The sequence below is a fragment of the Sphingomonas sp. genome, from assembly GCF_025353885.1.
Lineage (GTDB): Bacteria > Pseudomonadota > Alphaproteobacteria > Sphingomonadales > Sphingomonadaceae > Sphingomonas_O.
In genome coordinates this window covers 35,682-62,462 of sequence record NZ_JANXNX010000071.1, presented here as the reverse complement: position 1 = coordinate 62,462, position 26,781 = coordinate 35,682, and the positions used below count along the sequence as shown (strand labels likewise).

Annotated in this window: 21 protein-coding genes and 1 pseudogene; 13 read left to right on the top strand and 9 right to left on the bottom strand. The window is 62.7% G+C overall.

The features are described 5' to 3' along the window. The first annotated feature begins 61 nt into the window (after positions 1-61). Complete coding sequence (locus tag Q0R02_RS08155; RefSeq protein ID WP_293882281.1) at positions 62-2,377, top strand: EAL domain-containing protein; 2,316 nt, start codon at positions 62-64, stop codon at positions 2,375-2,377. A 260-nt stretch (positions 2,378-2,637) separates the two neighbouring features. On the opposite strand, the pseudogene Q0R02_RS08150 reads toward Q0R02_RS08155, so the two are convergent. Together Q0R02_RS08150 and Q0R02_RS08145 are read right to left on the bottom strand one after the other, a co-directional pair. After that, positions 2,638-3,245 (bottom strand): annotated as a pseudogene (locus Q0R02_RS08150) (IS5 family transposase). Between the two features lie 216 nt (positions 3,246-3,461). Then, positions 3,462-4,649: an IS701 family transposase gene (locus tag Q0R02_RS08145; protein ID WP_293882279.1), complete on the bottom strand. Its 1,188-nt coding sequence runs from the start codon at positions 4,647-4,649 to the stop codon at positions 3,462-3,464. 236 nt (positions 4,650-4,885) lie between these two features. On the opposite strand from Q0R02_RS08145, the gene zwf reads away from it, so the two are divergent. From zwf to eda, 4 genes are read left to right on the top strand one after another with little or no spacing between them, the layout of a single operon-like run. Continuing rightward, a complete protein-coding gene (zwf, locus tag Q0R02_RS08140; protein WP_293882277.1) occupies positions 4,886-6,337 on the top strand; it encodes a glucose-6-phosphate dehydrogenase in 1,452 nt (483 codons plus the stop codon). Further along, the gene (edd, locus tag Q0R02_RS08135) at positions 6,330-8,141 is read left to right on the top strand and encodes a phosphogluconate dehydratase (RefSeq protein WP_293882276.1); all 1,812 of its coding nucleotides are present in this window, start codon (positions 6,330-6,332) and stop codon (positions 8,139-8,141) included. The genes zwf and edd overlap by 8 nt, the downstream gene beginning before the upstream one ends. Before the next feature lie 2 nt (positions 8,142-8,143). Next, a complete protein-coding gene (locus tag Q0R02_RS08130) occupies positions 8,144-9,112 on the top strand; it encodes a glucokinase (RefSeq protein WP_293882283.1) in 969 nt (322 codons plus the stop codon). Further along, positions 9,109-9,723, top strand: coding sequence for a bifunctional 4-hydroxy-2-oxoglutarate aldolase/2-dehydro-3-deoxy-phosphogluconate aldolase (gene eda / locus Q0R02_RS08125; RefSeq protein ID WP_293882274.1), 615 nt, complete (start codon positions 9,109-9,111; stop codon positions 9,721-9,723). The genes Q0R02_RS08130 and eda overlap by 4 nt, the downstream gene beginning before the upstream one ends. On the opposite strand, the gene Q0R02_RS08120 is transcribed toward eda, so the two are convergent. Together Q0R02_RS08120 and Q0R02_RS08115 are read right to left on the bottom strand one after the other, a co-directional pair. After that, positions 9,713-10,453, bottom strand: coding sequence for an A24 family peptidase (locus Q0R02_RS08120; RefSeq protein WP_293882273.1), 741 nt, complete (start codon positions 10,451-10,453; stop codon positions 9,713-9,715). The two genes, eda and Q0R02_RS08120, sit on opposite strands and share 11 nt — an antisense overlap. Then, complete coding sequence (locus Q0R02_RS08115) at positions 10,450-10,926, bottom strand: SH3 domain-containing protein (RefSeq protein WP_293882271.1); 477 nt, start codon at positions 10,924-10,926, stop codon at positions 10,450-10,452. Before Q0R02_RS08115 ends, Q0R02_RS08120 begins: the two co-directional genes overlap by 4 nt. 102 nt (positions 10,927-11,028) lie before the next feature. Here Q0R02_RS08115 and Q0R02_RS08110 point away from each other — a divergent pair, with 102 nt between their 5' ends. Then, positions 11,029-12,276: an ammonium transporter gene (locus Q0R02_RS08110; protein ID WP_293882269.1), complete on the top strand. Its 1,248-nt coding sequence runs from the start codon at positions 11,029-11,031 to the stop codon at positions 12,274-12,276. A gap of 172 nt (positions 12,277-12,448) precedes the next feature. Here Q0R02_RS08110 and Q0R02_RS08105 read toward each other — a convergent pair whose 3' ends face one another. The 4 genes from Q0R02_RS08105 to Q0R02_RS08090 form a co-directional block, all read right to left on the bottom strand. Further along, positions 12,449-14,737: a TonB-dependent receptor gene (locus tag Q0R02_RS08105; RefSeq protein WP_293882267.1), complete on the bottom strand. Its 2,289-nt coding sequence runs from the start codon at positions 14,735-14,737 to the stop codon at positions 12,449-12,451. A 219-nt stretch (positions 14,738-14,956) separates the two neighbouring features. After that, positions 14,957-16,360 carry a nitronate monooxygenase family protein gene (locus tag Q0R02_RS08100; RefSeq protein ID WP_293882265.1) on the bottom strand — a complete coding sequence of 468 codons (1,404 nt, stop codon included), beginning with the start codon at positions 16,358-16,360 and terminating at the stop codon, positions 14,957-14,959. Positions 16,361-16,415: 55 nt separating this feature from the next. Further along, entirely contained in the window at positions 16,416-17,507 is a 1,092-nt protein-coding gene (locus tag Q0R02_RS08095; RefSeq protein ID WP_293882263.1) for a glycosyltransferase, read from the bottom strand. Further along, the gene (locus Q0R02_RS08090; protein ID WP_293882261.1) at positions 17,507-18,385 is read right to left on the bottom strand and encodes an alpha/beta hydrolase; all 879 of its coding nucleotides are present in this window, start codon (positions 18,383-18,385) and stop codon (positions 17,507-17,509) included. The genes Q0R02_RS08095 and Q0R02_RS08090 overlap by 1 nt, the downstream gene beginning before the upstream one ends. A 38-nt stretch (positions 18,386-18,423) precedes the next feature. Between Q0R02_RS08090 and Q0R02_RS08085 the strand changes: the two genes are divergently transcribed. The 7 genes from Q0R02_RS08085 to Q0R02_RS08055 all read left to right on the top strand — a co-directional run bounded on the left by Q0R02_RS08085 (position 18,424) and on the right by Q0R02_RS08055 (position 25,231). Further along, the gene (locus Q0R02_RS08085) at positions 18,424-19,833 is read left to right on the top strand and encodes a protein adenylyltransferase SelO family protein (protein WP_293882259.1); all 1,410 of its coding nucleotides are present in this window, start codon (positions 18,424-18,426) and stop codon (positions 19,831-19,833) included. Beyond that, positions 19,830-21,242, top strand: coding sequence for a succinylglutamate-semialdehyde dehydrogenase (gene astD / locus Q0R02_RS08080; protein WP_293882258.1), 1,413 nt, complete (start codon positions 19,830-19,832; stop codon positions 21,240-21,242). The genes Q0R02_RS08085 and astD overlap by 4 nt, the downstream gene beginning before the upstream one ends. 83 nt (positions 21,243-21,325) lie before the next feature. After that, positions 21,326-22,123: a uroporphyrinogen-III C-methyltransferase gene (cobA, locus tag Q0R02_RS08075; protein ID WP_293882256.1), complete on the top strand. Its 798-nt coding sequence runs from the start codon at positions 21,326-21,328 to the stop codon at positions 22,121-22,123. Beyond that, on the top strand, positions 22,123-22,419 hold the full coding sequence (locus tag Q0R02_RS08070) for a DUF2849 domain-containing protein (RefSeq protein WP_293882254.1): 297 nt from the start codon (positions 22,123-22,125) through the stop codon (positions 22,417-22,419). Before cobA ends, Q0R02_RS08070 begins: the two co-directional genes overlap by 1 nt. After that, positions 22,419-24,050 (top strand): nitrite/sulfite reductase, encoded by a 1,632-nt coding sequence (locus Q0R02_RS08065; protein WP_293882252.1) that lies wholly within the window; start codon positions 22,419-22,421, stop codon positions 24,048-24,050. Before Q0R02_RS08070 ends, Q0R02_RS08065 begins: the two co-directional genes overlap by 1 nt. Continuing rightward, positions 24,043-24,486, top strand: coding sequence for a DUF934 domain-containing protein (locus Q0R02_RS08060; RefSeq protein ID WP_293882250.1), 444 nt, complete (start codon positions 24,043-24,045; stop codon positions 24,484-24,486). The genes Q0R02_RS08065 and Q0R02_RS08060 overlap by 8 nt, the downstream gene beginning before the upstream one ends. Next, positions 24,479-25,231 (top strand): phosphoadenylyl-sulfate reductase, encoded by a 753-nt coding sequence (locus tag Q0R02_RS08055; RefSeq protein ID WP_293882248.1) that lies wholly within the window; start codon positions 24,479-24,481, stop codon positions 25,229-25,231. The genes Q0R02_RS08060 and Q0R02_RS08055 overlap by 8 nt, the downstream gene beginning before the upstream one ends. Before the next feature lie 28 nt (positions 25,232-25,259). Here the strand turns inward: Q0R02_RS08055 and Q0R02_RS08050 are convergent, their stop codons facing one another. After that, positions 25,260-26,750, bottom strand: coding sequence for a replicative DNA helicase (locus Q0R02_RS08050; RefSeq protein ID WP_293882246.1), 1,491 nt, complete (start codon positions 26,748-26,750; stop codon positions 25,260-25,262). Positions 26,751-26,781: the final 31 nt, after the last annotated feature.

Here is a 26,781-nt window from a genome sequence, read left to right as displayed (position 1 = left end):
GCGATGGTTTCCGGTTTGCTAACCTTTCGGTGCCACAAAGGCGCGAAAGCGAGCGCAAACCATGTGGCCTGCCCTGCGGCGGAAGAGTGAAAAGACGGCAAATCCCTGGCGCAAGACCCTCATCTGGGCTGCGGCCGTCGGGGTGATCTTTAGCGTCACCGGCTTCGGTGAGCCGGTCGAGAACCTGTTGCGCAGTGCACGTAACGTGCTTCACCCCACTCAGGCGAGCGGGGACATTGTCGTTGTCGGCCTCGACGAAAAGAGCATTCATGAGCTGGGTCGTTGGCCATGGCGCAGGCGCGACGTGGCGCAAATAGTTAACAACCTAAACACCGGCGGTGCGCGGCGAATTCTGTTCGATCTCAACTTCACCGGAAAGACAAATCCAGTCGACGACCTCGCCCTGAGCCAGGCGTTCCACCGCACTCCATCAAAGATTATTCTGCCCATTCGGCTGGATTATGGTCCGTCGACCACAGTGTTCAAGGCAGTGATCCCGTCACCGCAGCTCGGGCACGACATTCGGCTTGCCAACATCAGCGGACAAATGAACTTTGCCGACGAACTGTGGAGAATGCATTTCTCCCGAACATTCGATGGAGTTAATTACCCCTCAATGGCCAGTGTTATGGCAGGCGTCACTGGTGACGGCGCGGAGTCGTTCCCGATTGACAATTCTATCCTCGTCAGCTCGGTGCCTACCTTTTCCGCAGTCGACATCCTCAAAAACGTCATCCCGAGCTCCCGCTTTCGCGGCAAGGACGTGATGATCGGGGCAATCTCGGCCGATCTCAACGATACTTACAACCTTCCCGGCCAGGGGCGGGTGGCAGGTGTATATGGTCATGTTCTGTCGGCAGAAACTTTAAAACGGGGTATTCCGGTCGAGATCAATCCGCTGTGGATGTGCCTCGCGACATTCGGCTGCTGTCTCGCTTTTCTATTTTCGGAGAAGAAGAAGCTTAAGCTGGCTGCGGTGACGATGCCCATCCTGATGATCGTAGTTTTACCTTTAATTCTCGAGATGAATCTCGTCTTCGTTGATGTCATTCCCGCGGCAGTCATGCTTACGATAGTACTTGTAGCGGCGGCCCGGAGGCGGATCCGCCTGAAGGGGGGCATGACCCATGCCTTATCGGGTCTGCCGAACTTGAATGCCTTGCGGCAAAGCGCGCCACCTGAGGGGAAGTCCCTGATTGTCGCGCGCATTCGGAATTTCGCGGAAATCAGCTCGAGTCTCGACCTTGTGATGGAACGTGTGCTGGTCGAACAGATCGTCCGGCGCTTCGGCCTCGGCGTCGGTAACTCTGACCTGTATCAGGGTGACGAAGGCATTTTTGCCTGGTTGGCTAGCGATATCCGGGGATCAAGCTTCAATGACCAGCTCGGCGGCCTTCATGCATTACTCTCGACGCCCGTTGTAATCGCCGATCGCAAGATCGATCTTGCGGTGACATTCGGTATCGACTCTGGGTTCAAGCGTTCTAGCGCAAATCGCATCGGAAGCGCGCTGGTTGCGGCTGATGAAGCCGCCGCAGACGGCCAGAAATGGAAAGGTTATGACCCTGAAAAGCTGAAGAATGCCGAATGGAAACTGGCTCTGCTCGGGCGCCTCGACGAGGCTATCGATAACGGTGAGATCTGGGTTGCCTACCAGCCGAAGCTCGACATCCCGACACGCCGGATCGTCGGAGCCGAAGCGCTGGTCAGATGGTCGCATCCGGAAAAGGGCGAAATCAGTCCCGACGAGTTCATCCCGGTCGCCGAACAGCATGGCCGCATTGAAAAACTGACGCTCCATGTCCTCAACAGCGCCGTGCGGGCCGCGGTCGCGATCAACACGCGCGGCATTCCGTTCAATATCGCCGTCAATCTTTCCGCAGGACTTCTGGAAAGCCCTTATCTGGCCGACATGATATCCGACCACCTCGACGACCTCGGACTTCATCCATCGTTGCTGACTCTGGAAGTCACCGAATCGGCAGCCATCGCCAACAACGGCAATGCCGTGAACCTGCTGAATGAGTTGCGCGCCGCCGGGATCAAGATTTCGATCGACGACTATGGCACCGGCTTTTCGACGCTCGACTACCTGAAAAAAATACCGGCGACTGAGATCAAGATCGACAAGAGCTTCGTGTCGCTGATCGATCGCAACAACAGCGATCGCCTGATGGTCAATTCTACAGTGCAACTCGCTCACCAGCTGAATCGCCAAGTAGTTGCCGAGGGCGTCGAGACTATCGAGACACTTAATGCCCTCGCCGCAATGGGTTGCGACCAGGCCCAGGGCTATCTGATCGGTCGCCCGATGCGGTTTTCGTCTTTGGCGAGGCTTTTACTTCGCGCAAAGGAATCCCGTACCGCTTATAATTAACGGTTTGCTAACCACGTTCCTTATGGTTAAGAACTTTGTTACGGAGTCGTGCCTTCGGCAGCGCTTCGATGAAAAGGGATCTGATCATGAAGAAGCAGAACATCAAACCTGTACGCGGTTTTTGGGACTTTCTTGGTTGCACACGTGGTCTGGGTGCTGGTGGCGGCTGAAGCCTCCGAATAAACAGAAGGTTACAGGGAGAAATCTGTAACCGCTGAAAGAAAAACCGCGGCTCGCCGCGGTTTTTTTGTCTACAGAATCTAGGCCGTAGACTCATAAGCGCGCAACCACAGCCGCATTGAGGCGAGCTTGACCATGGCGAGGAAGTTGTCGGCGAGCTTGCGGACGGCGTTGCCGTCATAGGCCTTGTCAGCAAGCACGATGGTGCGCGGATCGAGCCGGTCGAGCAGCGCCAGCACGGCAGGCGCGTCGTGCGCTTGCCCCGCGCTCAGGCCGAGGCGGATCGGCAGGCCTTGCCGATCGACGATCGCGTGGATCTTGGTCGTGAGGCCGCCTCGGGAGCGACCGAGACAATGATCTCGACCCCCCTTTTTAGGGTCGCAGCCTGCTGGTGCGCCCGAATGGAAGTGCTGTCGATCATCTGGATGTCGCCGTCGTAAGCCTCGGTGATCGCGTCCATCAGCCGGTCCCACACGCCCGCTCGCCGCCAACGGACAAACCGGTTGTAGCACGTCGTCCTCGGCCCATAGCGTTCGGGCAGGTCGCGCCACGGCGCACCCGAGCGCAACACCCAGAAGATGCCGTTCAGCACCCGCCGGTCATCGACCCTCGGCACCACTCGCGGCTTGTTCGGCAACAACGGCGCGATCACGCGCCACTCGAAATCTGTCAGATCATAACGGCTCATGCCGAAACCCTGAATCAGATCGACGACGCTTTGGGAATCCTGTTTATGGGTTCACGACCTAGCATTACAGTTGCTGTTTTGATTTGAGGTGAGCGTGTCTGGCTTCGGCCTGATGTGCCCTTCGCCACAACAACCATGCGATGATGTGCGCTGGTTGGATACGGCGCTGAGCGAGACGGATGGCGATGCGGCGGATTTCCTGAACCGACCAGCGGATCAGAGCCGAAGCCGCCAGACTGTTTTTGGGGGCGTCATGTTCGCTTTGTGGCGGATGGTTGCCATCATCGCAAAGGCGAGCATGACGAGCGAGACATGGCGATTCCAGCCATGCCAGGAGCGGGTTTCGTTGTGATCGAGGCCGAGTTCGTTCTTGGTGGTCTCGAAGCTGTCCTCGATCGCCCAGCGGCGCCCCTCGACCAGGACAAGGGCTTCGATCGTCGTGCCTTGCGGGCACCAGGTCGAGAAGAAGGCAAGATCGCCGTCCGCGATCGTGCGACGGATCAGCAGGCCGCGGGTCCACAGTCCCGATCGCTGTGCGTCATATTCGGCCGCATCGAGATCGGCGAGTGGGCAATAGGCCCAGTCATAAAGCCTTGCGCCCTTGGTGCCTTCACCCGCCGACAGCCGCTGCCAGGCCCCGGGCTCAAGGCTTTTTGCGATGCCTTCGGCAGTACCGGCAACCGGTGGGATCACGCCCCAGGAGGCGAAGTGATGGTTGGAGTTGACCCCGAGCACATAGCCCTTCCCCGCACGTCGCAGGGCCTGTTCGATCGCGCCGACGCCGTAGACGCTGTCGGCCGCCACCCAGCTGAACGGCGCCTTTGCCGTGATCGCCCGCTCGATCATCGTCACCGCGAGCTCTGGCTTGGTCGCAAACGCCGTCCCGGCGGGAACATGTGCCCGCTTCATGCGCACCGGGTCGTTCGTCCAACTCTTGGGCAGATACAGCGCACGATCGATGAACGCATGGCCATGGCGCGACACATAGGCCGCGAACACCCCGATCTGGCAGTTCGTGATCTTGCCTGCCGAACCGGTATATTGCCGGTTCACGCCGCATGACGCCTTGCCCTGCTTCAGAAAGCCGGTCTCGTCGATGACCAGCACCGCATCTTCATCCGTCAGCGTCTCCAGCGCATAATCGCGGGCGATATCGCGCAGCGCCTCCGCGTCCCAACGCCCCCGCCCGAGAATGGCCTGCTGACGCCACGGCCCGGGATCGCCCGCCGCCTCGGCACGCATCCAGCCCGTCTTGCGCCGCTCGTCCCCCAGCAGCCCGTCCAAAAAAAGACCCGCCGACGCCGCAACCCGCTCCTGCGTGAACAATCCCCGCATCCGCGACTTCACGTCTCGCAGCGACGATGCCCAAAGCTCCAATGTCGTTTCGATCGATGCACCCGTCATCCACAGCCTCCATACCATGGACACACATTGATTCAGAGTTCAATCAAAGGCGCAACTGTAATGCTAGTCTTCTTGGGTGGCAATCCGCGCTACCCGCCAGACAGCCGCTCGTCCTTGCCGTACTCGAACTCGCGAACACGCTTCGACCACAATCCATTCAATTTCCGTTACGGTCGCTTGCATCGCTCCCCCGCGCGGCTAAACACCGGGTGATTCCTCAAGGAGCATTACGCCGCATGTCACGATCGTTCGAAACATTCGTACTGTTCGGGGCCACTGGCGACCTAGCACAACGGATGCTGTTTCCGTCGCTTTACAACCTTTCGTGCGATGGCTTGCTGCCCGAAAGTTTCAGGATCATCGGTTCGGCACGATCGAAGGTCGATACCGCGGCTTTTCGGGCCCAGGTCGAAACATCGTTGAAGCCGCTCGAACTATACGACGCCGAAAAAGTCGCGACCTTCATCGCGCGGATCGACTATTGTGCGGTCTCCAGCGACAATGCCGATGACTTTCAAAAGCTCGCCGAGATGGCCGCCGCCTTCAAGGACGGCGGTATTGCCTTCTATCTCTCGACACCGCCAGCGTTGTTTGCGCCCGTAGTCGCCGGGCTTGAAACGGTCGGCCTGACGGGCCCGGCAACGCGCGTCGCGATGGAAAAGCCCATTGGTCACGACCTGATTTCAAGTCGCGAAGTCAACGCAGCGGTCGGTCATGCGTTTGACGAGGAGAATATCTTTCGTGTCGATCACTATCTTGGCAAGGAAACAGTGCAGAACCTGTTGGTCTTGCGGTTTGGCAATACGATGTTCGAACCATTGTGGAACGCTGCCTCAATCGAACATGTTCAGATTACCGTTGCTGAAACGGTCGGACTGGAGGGGCGCGTTTCCTATTACGACGGCGTCGGAGCGCTGGCGGATATGGTCCAGAACCACATGCTGCAGCTGCTAGCGCTGGTCGCGATGGAACCGCCTGCAAGTTACACAGCGACGGCCGTGCGCGACGAAAAGGTAAAGGTGCTGCGCTCGCTGCGGCCCCTGAGCAACTCCGAAGCGGCGCTGCTCAGCGTGAAGGGCCAGTACACATCGGGCGCGATCGACGGGCAGCCCGTACAGGGGTATGCCGACGAGCTGGGCGGCAAGTCCAACACCGAGACCTTTGTCGCGGTAAAAGCGCATCTGGACAACTGGCGCTGGCGTGGCGTTCCGTTCTATCTGCGGACGGGCAAGCGATTGCCGACGCGCCATTCCGAAATCCTGATCCAGTTCCGGCCGGTTCCCCACTCGATCTTTGCAACGCGCGGCAATGGGCTCGAACCCAATGCCCTCGTCATCCGGCTGCAACCGCACGAGGGCATCGGGCTGCAGATCATGACCAAGGAGCCGGGGCTCGACCGGGGTGGGATCGAACTCACCAATGTCGGGCTCGACGTCAGCCTTGCCGCCACCTTTGCCGGAAAACGGCGGCGGGTTGCCTATGAGCGGTTGCTACTGGACTTATTGGAGGGCGACACCACCTTGTTCGTGCGTCGCGACGAGATCGAAGCAGCATGGACCTGGGTCGATTCGATTCACAAGGCATGGGACGCGGCCGGTATCATGGCCAAGCCCTATACCGCGGGAAGCTGGGGTCCGTCGGCGGCAATGGGCATGATTGAACGCGACGGAGCAAGCTGGCATGACTGAGATGCATGAAATCGTCGCAGCGGTGACCGAACGCGTGGTGGCACGGTCGCGTCCGTCGCGGGCCGCGTATCTGGACTTGATGGATCGCCAGCGCGAGGCCGGGACAAATCGGCCCAACCTGTCATGCGGCAACCTCGCTCACGGCTTTGCCGCATCGGGTGAAGACAAGGCCGTCATCCGCAGCGGCGAGGCCATGAACATCGGCATCGTGACCGCCTATAACGACATGTTGTCGGCGCATCAGCCCTATGGCCGTTACCCCGAAGCGATCAAGATTGCGGCCCGCGAAGCCGGCGCGACCGCGCAGGTGGCGGGCGGCGTGCCCGCGATGTGCGACGGCGTCACGCAGGGCCAGGCGGGCATGGACCTGTCGCTGTTCAGCCGCGACACCATCGCGCTGTCAACCGCGATCGCGCTCAGCCATGCCATGTTCGAGGGTGTGGCGATGCTCGGCATCTGCGACAAGATCGTGCCCGGCCTGCTGATCGGCGCGCTTCGCTTCGGTCACCTGCCGGCCCTGTTGATCCCGGCAGGACCGATGCCGTCGGGACTGGCGAACAAGGAAAAGCAGCGCATTCGTCAGCTTTATGCCGAGGGCAAGGTCGGCACCGCCGAATTGCTGGAGGCCGAATCCGCCAGTTATCACGACGCCGGGACGTGCACCTTTTACGGCACCGCCAATTCCAATCAGATGATGATGGAGGTCATGGGCCTGCATATGCCGGGCGCGGCGTTCGTCAATCCCGGCACTCGATTGCGTAGTGAGCTGACCCGGGCGGCGGTTCACCGTCTCGCGGCGATTGGCTGGCACGGCGACGATTATCGCCCGCTCGGTCGCTGCGTCGATGAAAAGGCCATCGTCAATGCGATAGTCGGGTTGCTGGCGACGGGCGGATCGACCAATCACGCCATCCACGTTCCCGCGATTGCGCGTGCGGCTGGGATCGTCGTCGACTGGGAAGATTTCGATGCGCTATCGGCGGCGGTTCCCCTGATCGCACGCGTTTATCCGAATGGATCGGGCGATGTGAACGACTTCCACCATGCGGGCGGCATGGCGTATGTCATTCACGAATTGCTGGAAGCGGGTCTGTTGCACCGCGACGTGATGACAGTGGCGCGGTCGGACCTGTCCGATTATGGGCAGGAACCCGTGCTGGTCGGTGATGCCGTGATGTGGCAACCAGTCCCTGTCACCCGCGACAATGCCATGCTGCGTCCGGTCGCTGCGCCCTTCGCACCCGACGGCGGCATGCGCCTGTTGCGCGGCAACTTGGGACGTTGCGTCATCAAGACCAGCGCCGTCGTGGAAGAACGCTGGATCATCGAGGCACCGTGCGCGGTTTTCGAAAACCAGGACGATGTATTGCGGGCGTTCAAGGCCGGGCAGCTGGAGCGCGACGTGGTCGTCGTCGTGCGCTTCCAGGGTCCGCAAGCCAATGGCATGCCCGAACTGCACAAGCTCACGCCCGCGCTCGGCGTGCTGCAGGATCGCGGGTTCCGGGTGGCGCTCGTCACCGACGGGCGGATGTCGGGGGCCAGTGGCAAGGTTCCAGCAGCGATTCATGTCACGCCCGAGGCGGCAAACAACGGCGCCTTGGCCCAGTTGCAGGACGGCGACGTGGTGCGCGTCGATGCAGTGGCCGGAACGCTGTCCACCAGCGCCGACCTGTCGAGCCGCCTCGCCGCACGGACCCCGCCGCCGCCGGTTGGCACGGGGCGCGAACTGTTTGCCTTTATGCGCCATGGGTCGGATAGTGCCGAACAGGGCGCGTCGGCCATGCTACTCGCCGCCGGGCTATGACGATGCAGATCGTCGCGGTCGACATCGGTGGAACCCACGCGCGATTTGCCCTGGCAGAAGCGGCGGATGGCAGGGTCATTGATCTGGGCTCGACAGTCACATTCAAGACCGCAGAATTTGCCAGTTTCCAGACCGCATGGGAGGCTTTTGGCGAAACCATCCCGCATCCCCTCCCCCGGGCGGCAGGCATCGCATTTGCGGGGCCGGTTGAGGGCGACGTGCTGCAACTGACCAACAGTCACTGGACCGTCCGCCCATCGCTGATCGAGGCGCGCCTGAACGTCGACAGTTTCACGCTCGTCAACGATTTCGCTGCCGTCGGTCATGCGGTCGGGCAGGCGTCAGCGGGCAGTTTTAGCCATTTGTGCGGCCCCGACGTGCCGCTGCCGGAACTGGGAACGACGACGGTCGTCGGCCCAGGAACCGGATTGGGCGTCGCATATGTCTTGCGGACCAAGGATCGCTATCACGTCGGCCCGACCGAGGGTGGGCACCTCGACTTTGCCCCTATCGACCATTTCGAGGACGAGCTGGTTAGCGAATTACGCGCGAAGCTGCGCCGCGTCTCGACCGAGCGGATCGTGTCGGGTCCGGGGCTGAGGCACATCCACGACGCGCTGGGCCAAATCGAAAAACGAGCGCCCTTTGCCCAAGACGACAAGGCGTTGTGGACAGCGGCACTTGATGGCACAGACAGTCTTGCCGTCGCAGCACTGGACCGCTTCTGCATGGCACTTGGCTCGGTCGCGGGCGATCTGGCGCTGGCGCACGGGGCAAATGCGGTGGTGATCGCGGGAGGAGTCGGTGCCCGCATTGCGGGACATCTGCCTGCGTCGGGTTTTGCCGAACGGTTCGTGGCAAAGGGCCGGTTTCAGGCGATGATGGCGGGGATTCCCGTTAAGCTGATCACCCTCGACCAACCCGGGCTGTTCGGCGCTGCCGCCGCCTTTGCAATGGAGCATAGCCGATGAACGTTGAAGCCATCATGCGCGATGGGCCGGTTGTCCCGGTGCTCGTCATCGACGACGTGGCGCAAGCGCGCCCGATTGCCGAGGCGCTGGTCGCGGGCGGGGTCCGGGTGCTGGAGGTGACGCTGCGCACTCCGGCGGCGCTTGATGTCATTGCCGCGATGTCGTCGGTCGCGGGCGCGATCGTCGGGGCGGGGACCGTCCTGAACCCGACCGACCTCGAGGCAGCGATCAATGCCGGGGCGAAATTCATCGTCAGTCCAGGCCTGACCGAGTCGCTGGGCCGCGCGGCGGTGGCGAGCGGCGTGCCGTTCCTGCCCGGCGTCGCGAATGCGGGCGACCTGATGCGCGGGCTCGACATGGGGCTGACCCGGTTCAAGCTATTTCCAGCGATGGCGGCGGGTGGGCTTCCGGCATTGCGCGCGCTGGCGGCACCGTTCGGCAACGTGCGTTTTTGCCCCACCGGCGGCATCACTTTGGCGACGGCGCCCGAGTGGCTGGCGGAGGCGGCGGTGCTGTGCGTTGGGGGCAGCTGGATCGTTCCGAAGGGACCGCTCGACGTGACGACGATCGAAGCCAATGCGCGGGCAGCCGCGGCATTGGTCAGCGGCTGAAGACCCAGATCGGAAAGGCCGCGACCGCCATCAGCGCGCCGAGTGGCAAGCGGGTCTGGCTGGTGACGATGCGTTTGCGCAGTAGTTGGTAGACCACCAAGTTTATACCCAAAATGCTGGCACCGAGCAGGACAAAGGGCATCACCTGCCAGCCGAGCCACAATCCGATTGCGCCCAGCAGTTTCGGGTCACCCGCCCCCATCCCCTGTTGTCCGCGTAACCGTTTGTAACTCCACGCAATTATGGAGAGGGTCGCGAACCCCGCGAGGCCGCCGACCAGGCGATCGGAGAGTGGTGGATCAAAACCGATCGCGCCGCCCGCAACTCCGGTTGCCGCCAGCGCCAGCGTCAGGCGGTCGGGGAGCCAGAAATGGCGGAGATCAAGCGCGGCCAGCGCCACCAATATCCAACCAAAGCACGCACCGGCCATCCCCTCCCACCCCGGCGCGACTGCGAGGGCGACACCGCCGACCACGACACAGACGGCTTCGATCCAGAAATGGTCGGGCGCAATTCGGGCACCGCAGTGCCGGCATTTTCCGCGCTGGAGCAGGAAACTGGCCAGCGGCACCAGTTCGAACCAGCGAAGGCGAACGGCACAGCCGTCGCAAGCCGAACGCCCCCCGGTCCCCCGCCCCTGCGGCCAGCGGATCACCAGCGTCGCGATGAAACTGCCGAGGATCGCGCCCAGCGCGGTTCCAGCCAGCACCCACCAAATCGGCCCACTCACGGCAGACGTTCGTCGGGCTTTGCTCCCCAGATATGGGCGATTTCAATATAGCCGGTGCGGCCCTTTACGTCGAACAGGCACCAGCCCCGGTCACATTGCGTCAGCGCGCCGACGACGCCGGGTTCGGCGCGCCAGACCACCGGGGCCGAGGCATCGGCCGCGCCACGCATCTCGTGGATACCGCCCATGACGATCGCGGTGCGATTGTCGCTCAACAAATTGCCCTGAACCCACCCGGTAGTGCCGTCAGGATCCTCAATTTTTCGCCAGTTCGGATAGATTTCGAGCACTTTTACCGGCAATCCGACACGCTGATACATCCAGGTTGCGGGAAATTGACGACCGGGACCGCTTCGCATCCGGGCTTTTCCCGCGCTGATCGACGCCCAATAGGGGAGCTTTCGTTCGGCGAGGGCCGCGCCCGGCATGACGAGCGCGGCAAGGATGATGGCGGTGAAAGTGAAGCGCATCATGATCGATTGGCGTGTCGGACCGCCCGCGTCAATTGCCCCGACCTGGCACCCGATCGATTGCCGTAGTTGAAGCCTTAACCCGCCATGTTTAGGTTGGTCACGATGACCACACTTTCCCGTTACGCGCTGACGACGCTCGGCATTTCATTGGCGACTGTGGCGCAGGCCCAGCCGATCGTGGTGGCCGACAGCGGCGACAGCGCGTGGGTGCTGGCAGCCTCTGCATTGGGACTGATTGCCGCCCTGCCCGGCCTCGCGCTGTTGCATGGTCGTCGCGACGGCGTACACGGCCCCGCGATAGTGCTGTCGGCGGCGATTGCGACGCTCGTCTTCGCGGCCCTCGGCTATAGTCTTGCGTTCAGCGAGGGCGGCTCGATCATCGGTGGTGCCGACAATGCGATGCTGGCGAACATGGCCGAAATGCACGCCGACCTGACCATTTCGGACATTGTTTTTGCCCTGTATCAACTGACCGTCGCCCTGTTTGCGGTCGGGATTATGGTTTCATCGATCGCCCATCGCGCACGGATCGGCTGGCTGGGCGGCTTCGTCGCGGTCTGGAGCCTGATCGTCTATGCCCCCGTCGCTCACTGGATCTGGGGCGGCGGGTGGCTCAGCGACCTGGGCGTGCTGGATTTCGGTGGCGGGCTGGTCGTGCAGGTCGCAGCGGGCACGGCGACACTGGTGGCGGCGCTGTTGATCGGACGCGGCGGGATCGACGACGACGCAGCGGAGGCGGTCACGGTAACGGTCACGGGCGCGGGCGCGGTCCCGGCGCTGCGACACGCCGGGCTGGCGCTGACTTTGGTGGGCTGGATCGGCATTCTGGGTGGCGCGGCGTTCGGCGGCGGTGACGATGCCGCGACCGCGATGCTGAATGGGCTGTTGGCGGCCAGCGCAGCGGTACTGGTGGGCTTTGCAATCGCGCGCTGGCGAGAAAGTCCGGGCGGAGACGACGGGGTGGCGACGGCCGCCATCGCCGGACTGGCGGCGATCAGCACTGGCGCGGCATTTGTCGGACCGGCGGGCGCGATGGCGCTGGGCGTGGGCGGAGCATTGGCCGCATGGGCCGGATCGGTGCTGGTGCGTCAGTTGAATGTCGGGACAACCGCCAGCGCCTTTGTTGCGAGCGGGTGCGGCGGCATTGTCGGCGCGGTCGCCTTTCCCCTGTTCGTATCGCCGATTTTCGGAGGCCCCGGCTTTGATGAAGGCGTCGGCCTGTTGACGCAGACGGTGGCGCAAGGGGTGGGCGTGCTGGTCGTTATCCTGTGGAGCGCGGTCGTGACCGCCATCGCGGCGCTGATGGTGTCGATGATCGCGCCGATGCGGGTGGCTGGTAGGTTTGAATAGGGGGGGGCCGTCACCCCGGCGTAGGCCGGGGGGCTATACGGCTGTTGGGTAGTTAACCGCCCTATCGGAAATCCGTAGAGGCCCCGGCCTGCGCCGGGGTGACGGGTTATTGATCGGGTCCTGATTTCAAGCGGGGCCGGAGCGGGGCGAATACCCCGCACCGGTCCCAGGATCACATCTTGCCGGAGATCGACACCCCGATGATGCGTGGTTCGTTGAAGACTGCGGCCATGTAATTCTCGATGACGCCCTTCAGGTTCTTTTCCTTGGTGATGTTGCGCGCGAAGGCCGCGATCTCGTATTTGCCTTCTGCGGCGGTGTAGCCGATTTTCAGCCCGCCTTCGAAATCGCCCTTCGAGTTGAACTCGGCAGTGCGGTACAGGACGAAGTTGGTATAACCCTGGATGTTCCAGTCGGTTGCCGCGAAGATCGCGCTGCCATTGCCCAGCGGCACGTCGTAGCGCGCCGAGATGTTGGCGGTGTATTTCGGAGCATTGGGCAGCGGGTTGCCGTCGATACGCGCGAAATTGTTGGTGCCGATGGCGACGGTCGGGTTCTGCACGGTGCAGACGACGACGCCGTTCAGCTGGCACACCTGCGCCAGTGCGTTCGGATCCTTGATTTCTGTATGCAACAGGCTGAGGCCCGCCGACAACGTCAGGTTCGGAATTGGCCGGGTGTCGAGTTCGGCCTCCAGTCCATAGGCATCGGCCTTGGCGGCGTTGAACAGGACGCCGTTGCCATTGGTATCGTTGCCGTTCAGCTGGATGTTCTTGACGCGGTAGCCAAAGCCCGAGAGGTTGAAGCGCACCCGGTTGTCGAACAGATTGGTCTTGATGCCGCCTTCATACGACACGATGGTTTCCGAATTGGCGGTCGAGAACGGCGCGTTGAACACCGCCGAACGGCCCTGGATCGTCGGTCCGCGAAAGCCGCGCGCGACGCGGGCATACAGGCTCACCTCTGGCGACAGTTCGTACAAGGCACTGACGTCCCAGCTGGGCTGCTTGTCCGACAGGCGCACGAACGGACGGTCGGCGAACGGGCCACCCGCGGGCTCGCCGACGGCCTTTACCAGCCGGGTCTTCTTGGTGTCCTTGGTATAACGGCCACCGGCGGTGATCGTCAGGCCGGGCACGACCTCCAGGCTGGCCTGTCCGAAGAACGCCCAGCTGGTGTTGATGTCGCGCAGCCGGACGAAGTTGTTCGGGTTGTTCGCGGCGGTCGTCAGGAAATAGGTGCGCTGGTAGAATTCAGTGCGGTCGTGCTGATCGAAATACATCGCGCCGACCTGATATTTGAAACGGGTGTCACCGTTGCTCGACAGGCGAACTTCCTGCGTGAGCTGGTCGAGATCGCGAATGTTGCCCTGCGACTGGCCAAAACCGGTGCCTCCGAAATTGCTCGCGGCACCACCGTCGGTATCGCCCCGGCTGAACCCCTTGGTCGTTTCATAGGCAGAGATCGAGGTCAGCGTGACCGGCCCGAAATCGAAGGCGATCTTTTCCGATGCACCATAGGTTTTGTACGACTGCGGATTGTCGTTGCCTTCGTCCAACGCAATACTGTCGCGGGGTTCGGCCGAGATGTCGTTCGAACCCTTTTTCAGTGCGGCCCGGTGAAAGATCGTCGACGTGCCGTCATAATCGCGCGCGTGGAACGAGGTCAGCATGGACAGCTGTTCATTGGGCGTCAGCAACAGCTGGACGCGGACGTTCCGGTCGGTGAAGCCGCCGAGCGCGTTCTTGCGGGGAGCGACGGTGCCGTCCTGGCTGACGCCGGTGTAGGTGTTGTCGACCCAGTCGTCGCGGTGCTGATACAGCCCCGAGATGCGAAACGACAGTTTGTCCTCGACGATGGGACCGCCGAAACCGCCGTCGAAGGTGGCGGTGTTGTAGCTGCCATAGGAAGCCGACGCACGGCCGCCCCATTGCTGGCTGGGCCTGATGCTGTCGAACTTGATGATGCCTGCCGTCGTGTTGCGCCCGAACAGCGAACCCTGTGGTCCGCGCAACACTTCGACCTGGGCCATGTCAAAGACGGGATTGGATTTCAGGACGACGTGTTCCAGCACGACATCGTCCTGGATGATCGACACCGGCTGCGATGCGCCGAGGTAGAAATCGACGTTGCCAAGGCCACGGATATAAAAGCGCGGAAAGATGCGGCCGGTCGTGGTTTCGGCATAAAGCCCGGGAACGCGGCCCGACAGCGCGAGAATGTCGTCGCCGCCCGCCTGGAAGCTGCGAAGCTGGTCGCCGGCCACGACACCGACCGAGATCGGCACCTTTTGCAGATTTTCGGAACGCCGTTCGGCCGTCACCACGATGTCACCGAGCGTGGTGTCCGATGCTTCGGGAGCCGGGACAGCGTCCTGTGCGTGCGCGGCATTAGCCGTCGACAAGGCAACAAGCGCTACGGCCAGAAACGAAGCCGGACGGGTAACTGATGTTCTCGACATGGAAATCCCCAGATGTGTTGCGACGCCCGCAAGCGACGCGAAATGACGTGTCAGCGGTGGTGGCAAAGGGGGAATGCGGGTGCTGCCCGATCCGACTTTCTCATCCTGCTGGCGGCGCGGCTAGGGGACGAATAAGTCAATTTGGTGACTTAAGGCAGCCGTCATGGTGCAGTGCCGCACAATCTGGAGGACTGTGGCCGTGAGGCAACAGACCGAGCGTCAGTCCCCGGTCAGGATGCGGTCGACAAGCTGCTTCACCGTCGGCACGAACCCGTTTGAATAGAACGGATCACGTTTGAACCGGAACGCGGAATGCCCCGCGAACATCAGGTTTTCCTCGACCGGGCCGCCGTGGGCGATGTCCTGCAACGTCTTCTGGATACAGAAGGAGCGCGGATCGGCGAGGTAGCCGGTCGACCAGTCGTCATGGTCCTTCCACGCCGAGAAACCGCAGTGAGAGAGGCACCCCATGCAATCTGCCTGGTCCTTGCGGATCGCGGCCTTTTCGGCGGGGGTGACGAAAACCAGCGTGTTGTCGGGGGTCTTCAATGCGTCGGTATAGCCCAGACCATACCATTCGCGGGCGCGCATCAGGTCGCCACGCGTGACCCAGAAATGCTTGCCCTTCACACCAACGTCAAGCTGGTGCGTGTGGTCGCCGACCGATTCGCCGGAGAAGGCGATCTGGCGCTCGCTGCGGTGTTCCAGGTTGCGCAGGAACGGGTTGCGGACCGCGCTTGAATAAAAGCCGGTGGGTGAAAAGCGGTGAAGCAGGATGTCGCCCTCCTCCAGCGTCATCAGCCGGTCCTTCCACCCTTGCGGGATCGGGCTTTCCTGCGTGAGCAGCGGGCGCGTGCCGAATTGAAAGGCGATCTGGCCAAGCTCGGGATTGTCGAGCCAGTCGTTCCAGTCCTTCAGCGCCCACACCCCGCCCGCCATGACGATGGGCGTTTCGTCGGATATGCCCCCCTCTCGCATGGTGTCGCGAAGTGCCTTCACGCGTGGATAGGGGTCCTCGGGCTTTTTGGGGTCTTCGGCATTCGACAGGCCATTGTGGCCGCCCGCCAGCCAGGGATCCTCATAGACGACCGCCGACAGATACTCCGCAGCCTTTGAATAGGCGCGCTTCCACAGCGCGCGAAACGCGCGGGCAGAGCTGACGATCGGCAGATAGGAGACCCCGTAGGATGAGGCGATCTCGCTGAGTTTATAGGGCATTCCGGCACCGCAGGTCACGCCGGCAACCATGCCCTTGGTCCGTTCCAGAACGCCATGGAGGATCGGTTGTGCGCCGCCCATTTCCCACAGCACGTTGATGTTGATCGCGCCCTTGCCCGACGACATATCATAAGCCAGCTTGACCTGTTCGACGGCCCCGTCGATGGCATATTGGATCAATTCCTGGTGGCGTTCGACGCGGGTGCGCGCCGAATAAACCTGCGGCACGATCTTGCCGGTCGGATCGTAGCTGTCGGCGTTGACCGCGCTGACCGTGCCGATGCCGCCCGCCTGCGCCCATGCGCCCGAACTCATGTGGTTGGTCGCCGAAACGCCCTTGCCACCCTCGATCAACGGCCAGACTTCGCGACCGCGGTAAACGATCGGCTTTACACCCTTGAACAAACTTCAGCTCCTAATGCACCGCATCCACATATACGAAGACCGATGTGTAATTGCTTCAAGAATCGCGAAATGCGGCTTCATAAAGCATGCGATAGCGCCCGATCATGATCCGCTCATCATATTCCGCGAGCGCCTTGGCCCGGTTCGCCTCGCCAAGCAACCGCCGGATTGCGGCGTCGCCGCACAAGGCGGCCAGCCCCGCTGCGAAAGCCCTGTCTTCGGCAGGCATGACAAAGTGACGGTTGGCAGTGGCCACGATGGTCGCGACATCGCCGACGTCGGTCGCCAGGCAGGGCAGGCCCGCCGCCATCGCCTCGATCAGCGAGATCGGGAATTGTTCGCTGTCGGAGGACAGGGCGAACAGGTCGAAATGGCCGATATAGTCGTGCGGGCGCGGCATGAACCCCGGCAGGACGAGACGGTCGGCCATGCCGGTGCGCGCCGCTTCGGCAAGGATGGCGGCGCGTTCCGGCCCCTCCCCCACGATGACGAGACGGACATTGGGAATAGTAGCGGCAGCGCGGACGAGACGGAGCAAATTCTTGACCGGGCGCAACCCCGCGAGCGTGCCGACGACAATCTCTCCGGGCAATCGCGCAAGGCCGGGAATCGCGACGGTCGGGCGCGCATAGGCCGCCACGTCGATGCCATTGGCAATCCGGACGGGCGTGATGTGCCACACGCCCCGCGCCACGGCTTCCAAAGTCTGCGAGGGCACGACCAGCGCGCGGGCGGTCGGTAGCGCGAGGCGGCGGAAAAAATTGCGGCGGGTCTTCAGGCGGACCGCTTCATCGGCGTTGAAACCGTCTTCATGGTGGATCAGCGGAGGCAAATTGTCGAACACGCGGTGCGCCATGACGGCGTCCATCGCGCCCCAATTATACGTCAGGATCAGATCGAATCCGCGCATATAGTCGGCCAGACGGTGGTAGCGGCGGGGGCCGGGCTTGCCGATCAGCGACGGGGCATCGGTTGGGAAATCGGCACGGACACCGGGATCGATCAGGGTGCGCGCGCCCAGCGCACCGGGCGTCGCGGTCAGGATCACATGATCGAACTGGTCGCCGAACGCGTTCATCAGGCGCACCGCGCGCGCCTCCTTGCCACCCGCGTCGAAGGTCGAGTGGCAATGAAGAATTCTGCGCATCAGGCGAGCGGGGACAGGAAAGTGTCGATCGCGGCCCCGGCTTCGGGTTCGTCGAGCGTGGGGGCATGGCCCACGCCTGCGACATCGACATATTTGGCCAGTGGCATCCGGGCAACCATCGCCTGCGTCGTTGCCTCGCTCAAAACATCGGACAATGCGCCGTGGATGATGAGCGTGGGGATGGTCGCCATGCCCGCGATGACAGGCCACAGGTCCTGCCCCGCTTCGCCCCCGGCAAGACGGAATGGTTCGGAAATCTTTTTGTCATAGTCGGCCACGATCCGCCCGGCGGACGTCAGCCGGAACAGTCGCTTGGCCATCACCAGCCAGTCGGGCATTCCATAATTCGGATAGGACGTCGCGTTGTTTTCGGCCAGCCAGCGCGCGGCATGGAGCCAGGTCGGCCACGGCCCGGTCCGGCCGACATAGCCGCGAATCCGTTCCAGCCCGCGCGGCTCGATCACCGGGCCGATGTCGTTCAGGACGACGCCCGCAATCCGTTCGCGATCCATCGACGCCAGGATCATCGCGACGATGCCGCCCAGCGACGTGCCGATCAGGATGACACGCGTGAGACCGAGGGCGGTCAGCAAAGCCTCGACGTCCTGAACATAGGTCAGCGGGACATAAGTCATCGCGTCCTTGGCATAGGCACTTTCGCCGCGGCCCCGAAACTCGACCGCCAGCACGCGCCACTGTCCGGCAAGCCGTTCGGCAAGCCCATCGAAATCGCGCGCGTTGCGGGTTAGTCCGGGCAGGCAGATGACGACGGGCCGGTTCGCGGCAGCCTCCGATGGACCGGCATAATCGCGATAGTGGAGGCGCAGGCTGTCGTTCGACCACCAATAACCGTCTGTAAATGTCCCCGTAAAAGTCATTGTTGATTGCCCCGACCCAAAGCGGCCATACCGGTGTCATGGCCGACCCAGCGCAAGCTTTCCACCCTGAACATATCATCACAGAGATCGCAGAGTTTATCGGCGATCCGGTTCGCGCCGCCGAATTTCCCGAACATATCGTGCGCTGGCGCAACGACATGGCCGCCGCCACGGTCGGACTGGCTGGCCTCAGCGACAGCGAATGGATCGCGCATTTCGGGCGGTTCGAGCCGCTCACCGGGAGCCTGCCCGAGCCACTGGCGCTGCGCTATCACGGCCACCAGTTTCGCAACTACAACCCCGACATCGGCGACGGTCGCGGATTCCTGTTTGCCCAGATGCGCGACGGTGCGGGGCGGATCATGGACCTCGGCACCAAGGGGTCGGGGACGACGCCCTATAGTCGGTTCGGTGACGGCGGGCTGACCCTGAAAGGTGGCGTGCGCGAAATCCTGGCGACCGAAATGCTGGAGGCGCTGGGGGTCGAGACGTCGCGGACGTTCTCGCTGATCGAGACGGGGCTGGAACTGCATCGGGGCGACGAGCCATCGCCGACCCGGTCTGCGGTGATGGTGCGCCTGAGCCACGGGCATATCCGCATCGGCAGTTTCCAGCGACTGGCCACGCTGGGCCAGCACGACGCGCTGCACCGGCTGGTCGCTTATGCGCTGAAACATTATTATGGCGAGGATGCGGGCGCGGACGCCCCTGCCCGCCTGCTGGCGCTGGTGGCCGGGAAAGCGGCGCGGCTGGCGGCAAGCTATATGGCGGCGGGGTTCGTCCATGGCGTGCTGAACACCGACAACATCAACATCACCGCGGAAAGTTTCGATTACGGGCCGTGGCGGTTCGCGCAAACCTTTGATCCCGGTTTCACCGCAGCCTATTTCGATTCAGCCGGTCTCTATGCGTTCGGGCGCCAGGCAGAAGCGATCCACTGGAACGTCGTGCAACTGGCGATCGCGCTGAATACGATTGCCGAAGTAGAACCGCTGGCGGCGGCGGTCGATGGTTTTGCCCCCGCCTATCGCACCGCGCTGGTCGCCGCGATGCTGTGGCGGCTGGGCGTGGCCGCGCGCGATGACGATGAAAATATCGGGCTGGTGCAGGCGATGGAGGCTGGACTGATTGCCAGCCGGGTCAACATCGACCGTTTCTTTTTCGACTGGGCGGGCGGCGATCTGCGCGCGGGACATGGTGACTATGCCGCCGATCATTTCGCCGCCTTTCGCGACGCTGTGGCTCCCTTTGCATCGGCGCTCGACCTGGCCGACCATTATTGGTCCGATGCGGCCCCGTGCGGCATGGCGATCGAGGAGGTCGAGGCGATCTGGCAACCGATTGCCGATGGCGACGACTGGTCGCCGCTGGACGCGAAAGCCGTCGCCATTCGCCGGATGGGTGCGGCGCTGGCAAATCGCTCTCGACGCGCTAAAGACATGGTATGAGTACCGAAATCGTATCGACCGAACCCGCGACCGGTGCCGTCGTGTGGCGCGGTCCGGTCAGCAATGTCGATGATGAGGTGGGCTATGCCCGCGCGGCCTGGCCAGAATGGGCATCGAAGCCCGTGGCCGTCCGCGTCGAATTGTTGCGGCGCTTTGCCAACGTCGTGCGCAGCAAAGGCGCGGCATTCTCCGACCTGATCGCGCGCGAGACCGGCAAGCCATTGTGGGAGGCCAAGACCGAGATCGAATCGGTCATCGCCAAGGTCGAGATTTCGTCGGACGCCTACAACGAACGCACGGCGCAACGCCGTGTCGATGGCGAGATGAACGGTCGTCAGGCGCTGCGGCACAAGTCGCACGGCGTGCTTGCGGTGCTGGGGCCGTATAATTTCCCCGCGCACTTACCCAACGGTCACATCGTGCCCGCACTGATCGCGGGCAATACCGTGGTGTTCAAGCCGTCGGAAAAGACCGTTGCGACAGGCCGGATGCTGGTCGAATGTTTCCATCTGGCGGGAATACCGACCGGGGTCATCCGCCTGGTCGTCGGCGGTCCGGCCGAGGGCAAGGCGCTGGGCGCGCATCCCGAGATCGACGGGTTGCTGTTTACCGGATCGGCGCAGACCGGCCTGATCCTGAACCGCCAGTTTGCCGATTCCCCGCAGAAGATGCTGGCGCTGGAAATGGGCGGCAACAACCCGATCATCGTCTGGGACGCGCCCGACCTGTATGCCGCCGCGACCATCGTCGTGCAGTCAGCTTTTCTGAGTGCAGGCCAACGCTGCACCGCCGCCCGCCGGTTGATCGTCCGCGACGGGTTTCACGAACCCCTCCTCGAACAGATCAAGCGGATCTCGGCCCGGCTGATCGTTGGTGAGCCGCACAGCAGCCCTGCCCCGTTCATGGGTCCGGTGATCGACAATGAAGCCGCCGACGGATTGCAGGAAAGCTTCCTCGCGCTGCTGATGAAGGGTGGTCGTCCCATGATGCAGATGGAGCGCCCGATTGCCGGGCGCCCCTTCCTGACGCCAGCGATGATCGACGTGACCGATATTGCCGACCGCCCCGACATGGAGCTGTTCGGCCCGCTGCTGCAGGTCATCCGTGTTTCTGATTTCGACGCGGCGCTGGCAGAGGCCAACAACACGCGCTTCGGACTGGCAGCATCGCTGATCGGGGGCAGCCCCGAACTCTACGATCAGTTCTGGGCCAATGCGCGCGCGGGGATCGTCAACTGGAACAAGCCGACCAACGGGGCGTCATCGCGGGCCCCTTTCGGTGGGATCGGCCTGTCGGGTAATCATCGGCCAAGTGCCTATTACGCCGCCGATTATTGTGCCTACCCGGTCGCGTCCGCCGAAGAGGAAAACGCGCGCGGGTCGATCAACATCGGACTGCGCGAGGCATAGGCGACAGAGCGCCAAAGCTGCGCTAACACACGCACAACAATCGCTGGGTTGAGGTTCCCCACGCGCGGGGCCATGTTCAGTCCATGGTTTCCCTCCTCGATCCCGAAGCGCGTGGGCGCGTCATCCTTGTCGGTGCTGGCCCGGGCGATCCCGGCCTGCTGACCATGAAGGCCGTCGCCGCGCTGAACGAGGCCGATGTCGTCGTCCATGACGGCCTGATCGACGAACGCGTTTTCGATCATGTCCGCCCCGATGCCCAGCGCATCAGCGTTGCCAAGAAGCGCGACCGCCATACCCTGCCACAGGACGCAATCAACGCGCTGATCGTCGCCCACGTAAAGACCGGTGCGATCGTCGTGCGGCTGAAGGGTGGCGACCCGTTCGTATTCGGGCGGGGCGGCGAGGAGGTCGAGGCGGTCCGCGCCGCTGGCCTGCGGGTCGAGGTTATTCCCGGCGTATCGGCGGCATTGGGTTGCGCCGCCGAAGCAATGCTGCCGCTGACCCATCGCGACTGGTCGAGCGCGGTCAGCTTTGTGGCGGGCACCTGCAAGGACCTGGCGGAACAGAGCTGGGCGGGTCTGGCGGGGCACGGTCGGACCCTGGTCATCTATATGGGCGTGACCTGCGCGCGGGCGATTGCCGACAAGCTGATGCTGGAGGGTGTTTCTCCCGGAATCGCGGTGGCGGTGCTGGAGCGCGGGACATTGCCTGGATCGCGTGCGATGCGGACGCTGCTTGCCGATCTGGGCGATCTGGTCGAGCGCGAGCAGGTCATCAGCCCGGCGATCCTGGTGATCGGCGAGGTCGTGATGCTGTCGGATGCGACGAACAAGCTGGCGGCCTTTGCGGCTCAGGCAGAAACGATGGGGACTGAAGTTTGATGAAGTTGGTGACCGGCAATGACCTAAAGACCGGCGACGTAATCTGGTGGACCGGCACTGGCTGGTCGCGCCATGTCGAGGAGGCGGGCGATGTTGGTGAAGACGGTGCCGCGATCCTGTCGGCGGAGGAAGACGCACGTCGCGTTAACGCTGGTTATATCATCGAAGCGGTGGCCACTTCGGAAGGGCCGCGCCCAGCCCATATCAAGGATCGTGTGCGCGCACTTGGGCCCACGGTGCGTCCCGACCTGACCCTGAAACCCGCCGACCCAACCGCCGGATCCTGGATAATCTGATGTACAAATACGACACTTACGACCAGGCGCTCGTCGATGCCCGCGTGGCGGATTTTCGCGATCAGGTGGCGCGTCGGATTGCCGGTGACATCACCGAGGACCAGTTCAAGCCGCTGCGGTTGATGAATGGCCTGTACCTGCAACTCCATGCCTATATGCTGCGCGTTGCGGTGCCTTATGGGACGCTCGACGGGCGGCAGATGCGGATGCTGGGCCATATCGCGCGCAAGTACGACCGCGGTTACGGGCATTTCACGACCCGCCAGAACATCCAGTATAACTGGATCAAGCTGGACGAGACGCCCGACATCCTCGCCGATCTGGCGACGGTCGAGATGCACGCGATCCAGACCAGCGGAAATTGCATTCGCAACATCAGTTCGGACCAATATGCCGGTGCTGCGGCGGACGAGGTCACCGACCCGCGCGTTTGGGCCGAGGTGCTGCGCCAGTGGAGCAGTTTCCACCCTGAATTCAGTTACCTGCCACGCAAGTTCAAGATTGCCGTGGTCGCGAGCAGCGAGGATCGGGCGGCGATGCGCCTGCACGACATCGGCATCGAATTGACGACGCGCGATGGTGTGCTTGGTGGGCGGGTCTTCGTCGGTGGCGGCATGGGCCGGACGCCGATGATCGCGCCCGAAATCTGCGACTTCGTGGTGGCCGACGACCTGCTGAGCTATGTCGAGGCCTGTCTGCGCGTCTATAATCGCCACGGGAGACGCGACAATATCTATAAGGCGCGCATCAAGATCCTGATTCACGAGATCGGTGCCGACGAGTATCGCCGCCAGGTCGATGTGGAATTCGCGCACGTCAAGACGCTTGGCCTCGACCCGCCAAAGGCCGAGTTCGACCGCGTGGCGGCATTCTTTGCGCCGCCTGCGTTCGAGGTCGGGCTGCCCGATGATATCGAACAGGCCGACCCGGGCTTTCGTGTCTGGGTGTCGCAGAATGTCGCCAAGCACAAACAGCCGGGCTATGCGATCGCCAACATCAGCCTGAAGCCGATCGGCGGTATCCCGGGCGATGCATCGGCGGACCAGATCGACGCGATGGCCGCGATTGCCGAGCAATATGGCTTCGACGAATTGCGTGTGACCCACGCGCAGAACATCGTCTTGCCCCATGTCGCCAAGCGCGATCTGTATGCCGTGTGGCAGGCGCTGGTCGCCGCCGACCTGGCGACGGCGAACCTCGACCTGGTCAGCGACATCATCGCCTGCCCGGGGCTGGATTATTGCAGCCTGGCCAACGCGCGATCGATACCGGTGGCGCAGAAAATCCAGACCCGCTTTGCCAATATGGAGCGCCAGCGTGACCTGGGCGAGCTGAAGCTGAAGATTTCGGGCTGCATCAACGCCTGCGGGCATCACCATGCCGGGCATATCGGCATCCTGGGTGTCGATCGGAAAGGCGTCGAGAATTATCAGCTGTCGCTGGGTGGATCGGGTGCCGAGGACGTGTCGATCGGCAAGATCACCGGCCCGGGCTTTTCCGAGGACGGGATCGTCGATGCCGTCGAGCGCGTGACCGACAAATATGTCGCGGTGCGTACCGACGGCGAGCGCTTCATCGACACCTATCGCCGCGTGGGCATGGAACCGTTCAAGGAGGCGATCTATGGATAATTCGGCGCAAGGCCAGTGGCCACGCTTCCGCGATGATCAGGCGCAAGACGAACCGCCAGTGACGCTGGCCGCATTCATTGCCGACCAGTCGAATGCCAACGCCGTCCGCGTCGTGCCGGGTGAGGACGTCCGCGACCTGTTGCCCTTTCTGGACCGCGTCGCGTTGGTCGAGGTCGCCTTTCCGACGTTCCGCGATGGCCGGGGCTATTCGACCGCCCGAATCTTGCGTGAGGCCGGCTATGTCGGGGAATTGCGGGCCGAGGGCGACGTTCTGGTCGATCAGATCGCCTATATGCGACGCTGCGGGTTCGACAGTTTTGCGCCCGCAAAGCCATTGGACCCGACCGTCGTCGCCACGGTCCTTTCGCGCTATCCACAGGTTTATCAGCGCGCCGCCGACGGCCGGACGCCGGTCTGGAAAATACGTCATGGCTAAGGCTGTCCGCCAAATCGATGTCATCGACACCGCTCCCAGGTTCACGCCCGAAACGGCGCGCGCGATGGATGAACGCTGGGCGGGTGTCGAGACAACCGAGATGTTGCGCGGTGTCTTTGCCGAAAAGCCGTTCGAGGACATCGCGCTGGTATCGTCGTTTGGTGCCGAAAGCGCGGTGCTGCTCCACATGGTCGCGCAGATCGACCGGACCGTGCCGCTGATCTTTGTCAACACTCAGAAAATGTTCGGCGAGACGCTGGCCTATCGCGACGAGCTGGCCGAACGGCTGGGGTTCGTGGACATGCGCGTCTATCGGCCCGACCCGTATCTGCTGGCGCAGAAGGATGCGACCGGACTGCGGTGGAACTATGATCCCGATGGCTGCTGCGACCTGCGCAAGGTTGAACCGCTGCGGCGTGCGCTGAACGGTTTCGATGCGTGGATTTCGGGCCGCAAGGGGTTTCAGTCGGGGACGCGCACCGCCCTGCCCCGCTTCGAGGCCGATGAAGGCCGGCTGAAGATCAATCCGCTCGCCGATTGGAACAAGGCGCGGCTGGACGCCTATTTCGATGAGCATAAGCTGCCGCGTCACCCGTTGGAGGCACAGGGGTATTTGTCGATCGGTTGCGCGCCCTGCACGTCGAAGGTCCAGGTCGGCGAAGACCCCCGTGCGGGTCGCTGGCGCGGGTGGGACAAGGTCGAATGCGGCATCCACACGCCCGAAGTGGATGACCCGATTTTTTGAGCTAAGCGCCAATCGCTCCTGTTATGGCTTAATTCGACCCGTAATACGCCGGGTCGGCCAGGTCGCTAAACTTGGTAATCTTGGCTTCGAACTTGAGATTGACCTTGCCCGTCGAGCCGTGGCGCTGCTTGGCGACGATCATTTCGGCGGTTCCGAAAATCTTTTCCCCTTCGGCAAACCACGCACGATGGGCGTCGCTGTCATGGTCGGCGGGTTCGCGGTGGCCGTGGTAATATTCTTCGCGGTACACGAACAGAACGATGTCAGCGTCCTGCTCGATCGATCCCGACTCGCGAAGATCGGAAAGCTGGGGTCGCTTGTCCTCGCGCTGTTCGACCGCACGGCTCAATTGCGACAGCGCCAGCACTGGGACATTCAGTTCCTTGGCCAGCGTCTTTAGCCCGCGCGAAATTTCGGAGATTTCCTGGACGCGATTGTCGTTCGACGACCGCCCCGACCCCTGCAACAACTGGAGGTAATCGACCACAATCAGGCCGATGCCATGCCGCCGTTTCAACCGGCGCGCGCGGGTCCGCAGCGCAGCGATCGTCAGGCCGGGCGTGTCGTCGATAAACAGCGGTAGCGTCTCAAGTTCGGCGGCGGCGCGTGCGAGGTTGCGGAAATCGGACTGGCCGATCTTGCCCATTCGCAACGCTTCGGAACTCAACCCGGAGTTTTCGGCAAGGATACGCGTCGCCAACTGGTCGGACGACATTTCCAAACTGAAAAAGGCGACCTTGGCACCAATCGATTTCTCCGGCGGAATACCGTCGTTCTCGTCCTGCACCCAGCGTTGCGCGGTGTTGAAGGCAATGTTGGTTGCAAGCGCGGTCTTGCCCATGCCGGGACGACCGGCAAGGATCAGCAGGTCGGAGTGATGCAGGCCACCGATCTTCGCATTCACGGTCTGCAATCCGGTCGTGATACCCGACAGGCCCCCGCCCGAATTAAGTGCCTTTTCAGCCATTTCGACCGCGACTTTCATCGCCTGCCCGAACGTCTTTACACTACCTTCGCCGCCGCCTTCCTCGGCCACCCGGTACAGCGCAACTTCGGCGGCTTCGATCTGGCCTTTGGGATTGATCTCCTCTGACGTGTCGAGCGCGCCATCGACCATCTCGCGCCCGACGGTGACCAGCGCGCGCAACAGGGCGAGGTCATAGACCTGCGTCGCAAAATCGCGGGCACCGATGATGGCGGCGCTGTTGCCGGTCAGTTGCGCCAGATAGGCGGGGCCACCAAGTTCGCGCATCGTCTCATCGGCTTCGAACATGGGGCGCAATGTCACCGGATTGGCGATCATGTTGCGATCGATCTGGCGCAGGATTGCCTCGTACACACGACCATGAACCGGCTCGAAGAAATGTTCGGGACGCAACCGCCCCTGCACATCCTCCGCAATGCGATTGTCGATCATCAACGCGCCCAGCAACGCCGCCTCCGCCTCCACATTATGGGGCAGCTCGGGGCCGCCGCCAGCGGGAGGGGGCGTGGGAACGAGTCGGATCGGATCAGCCATGCCACACTCATGCGCGCCCCAGCGGCAGGCT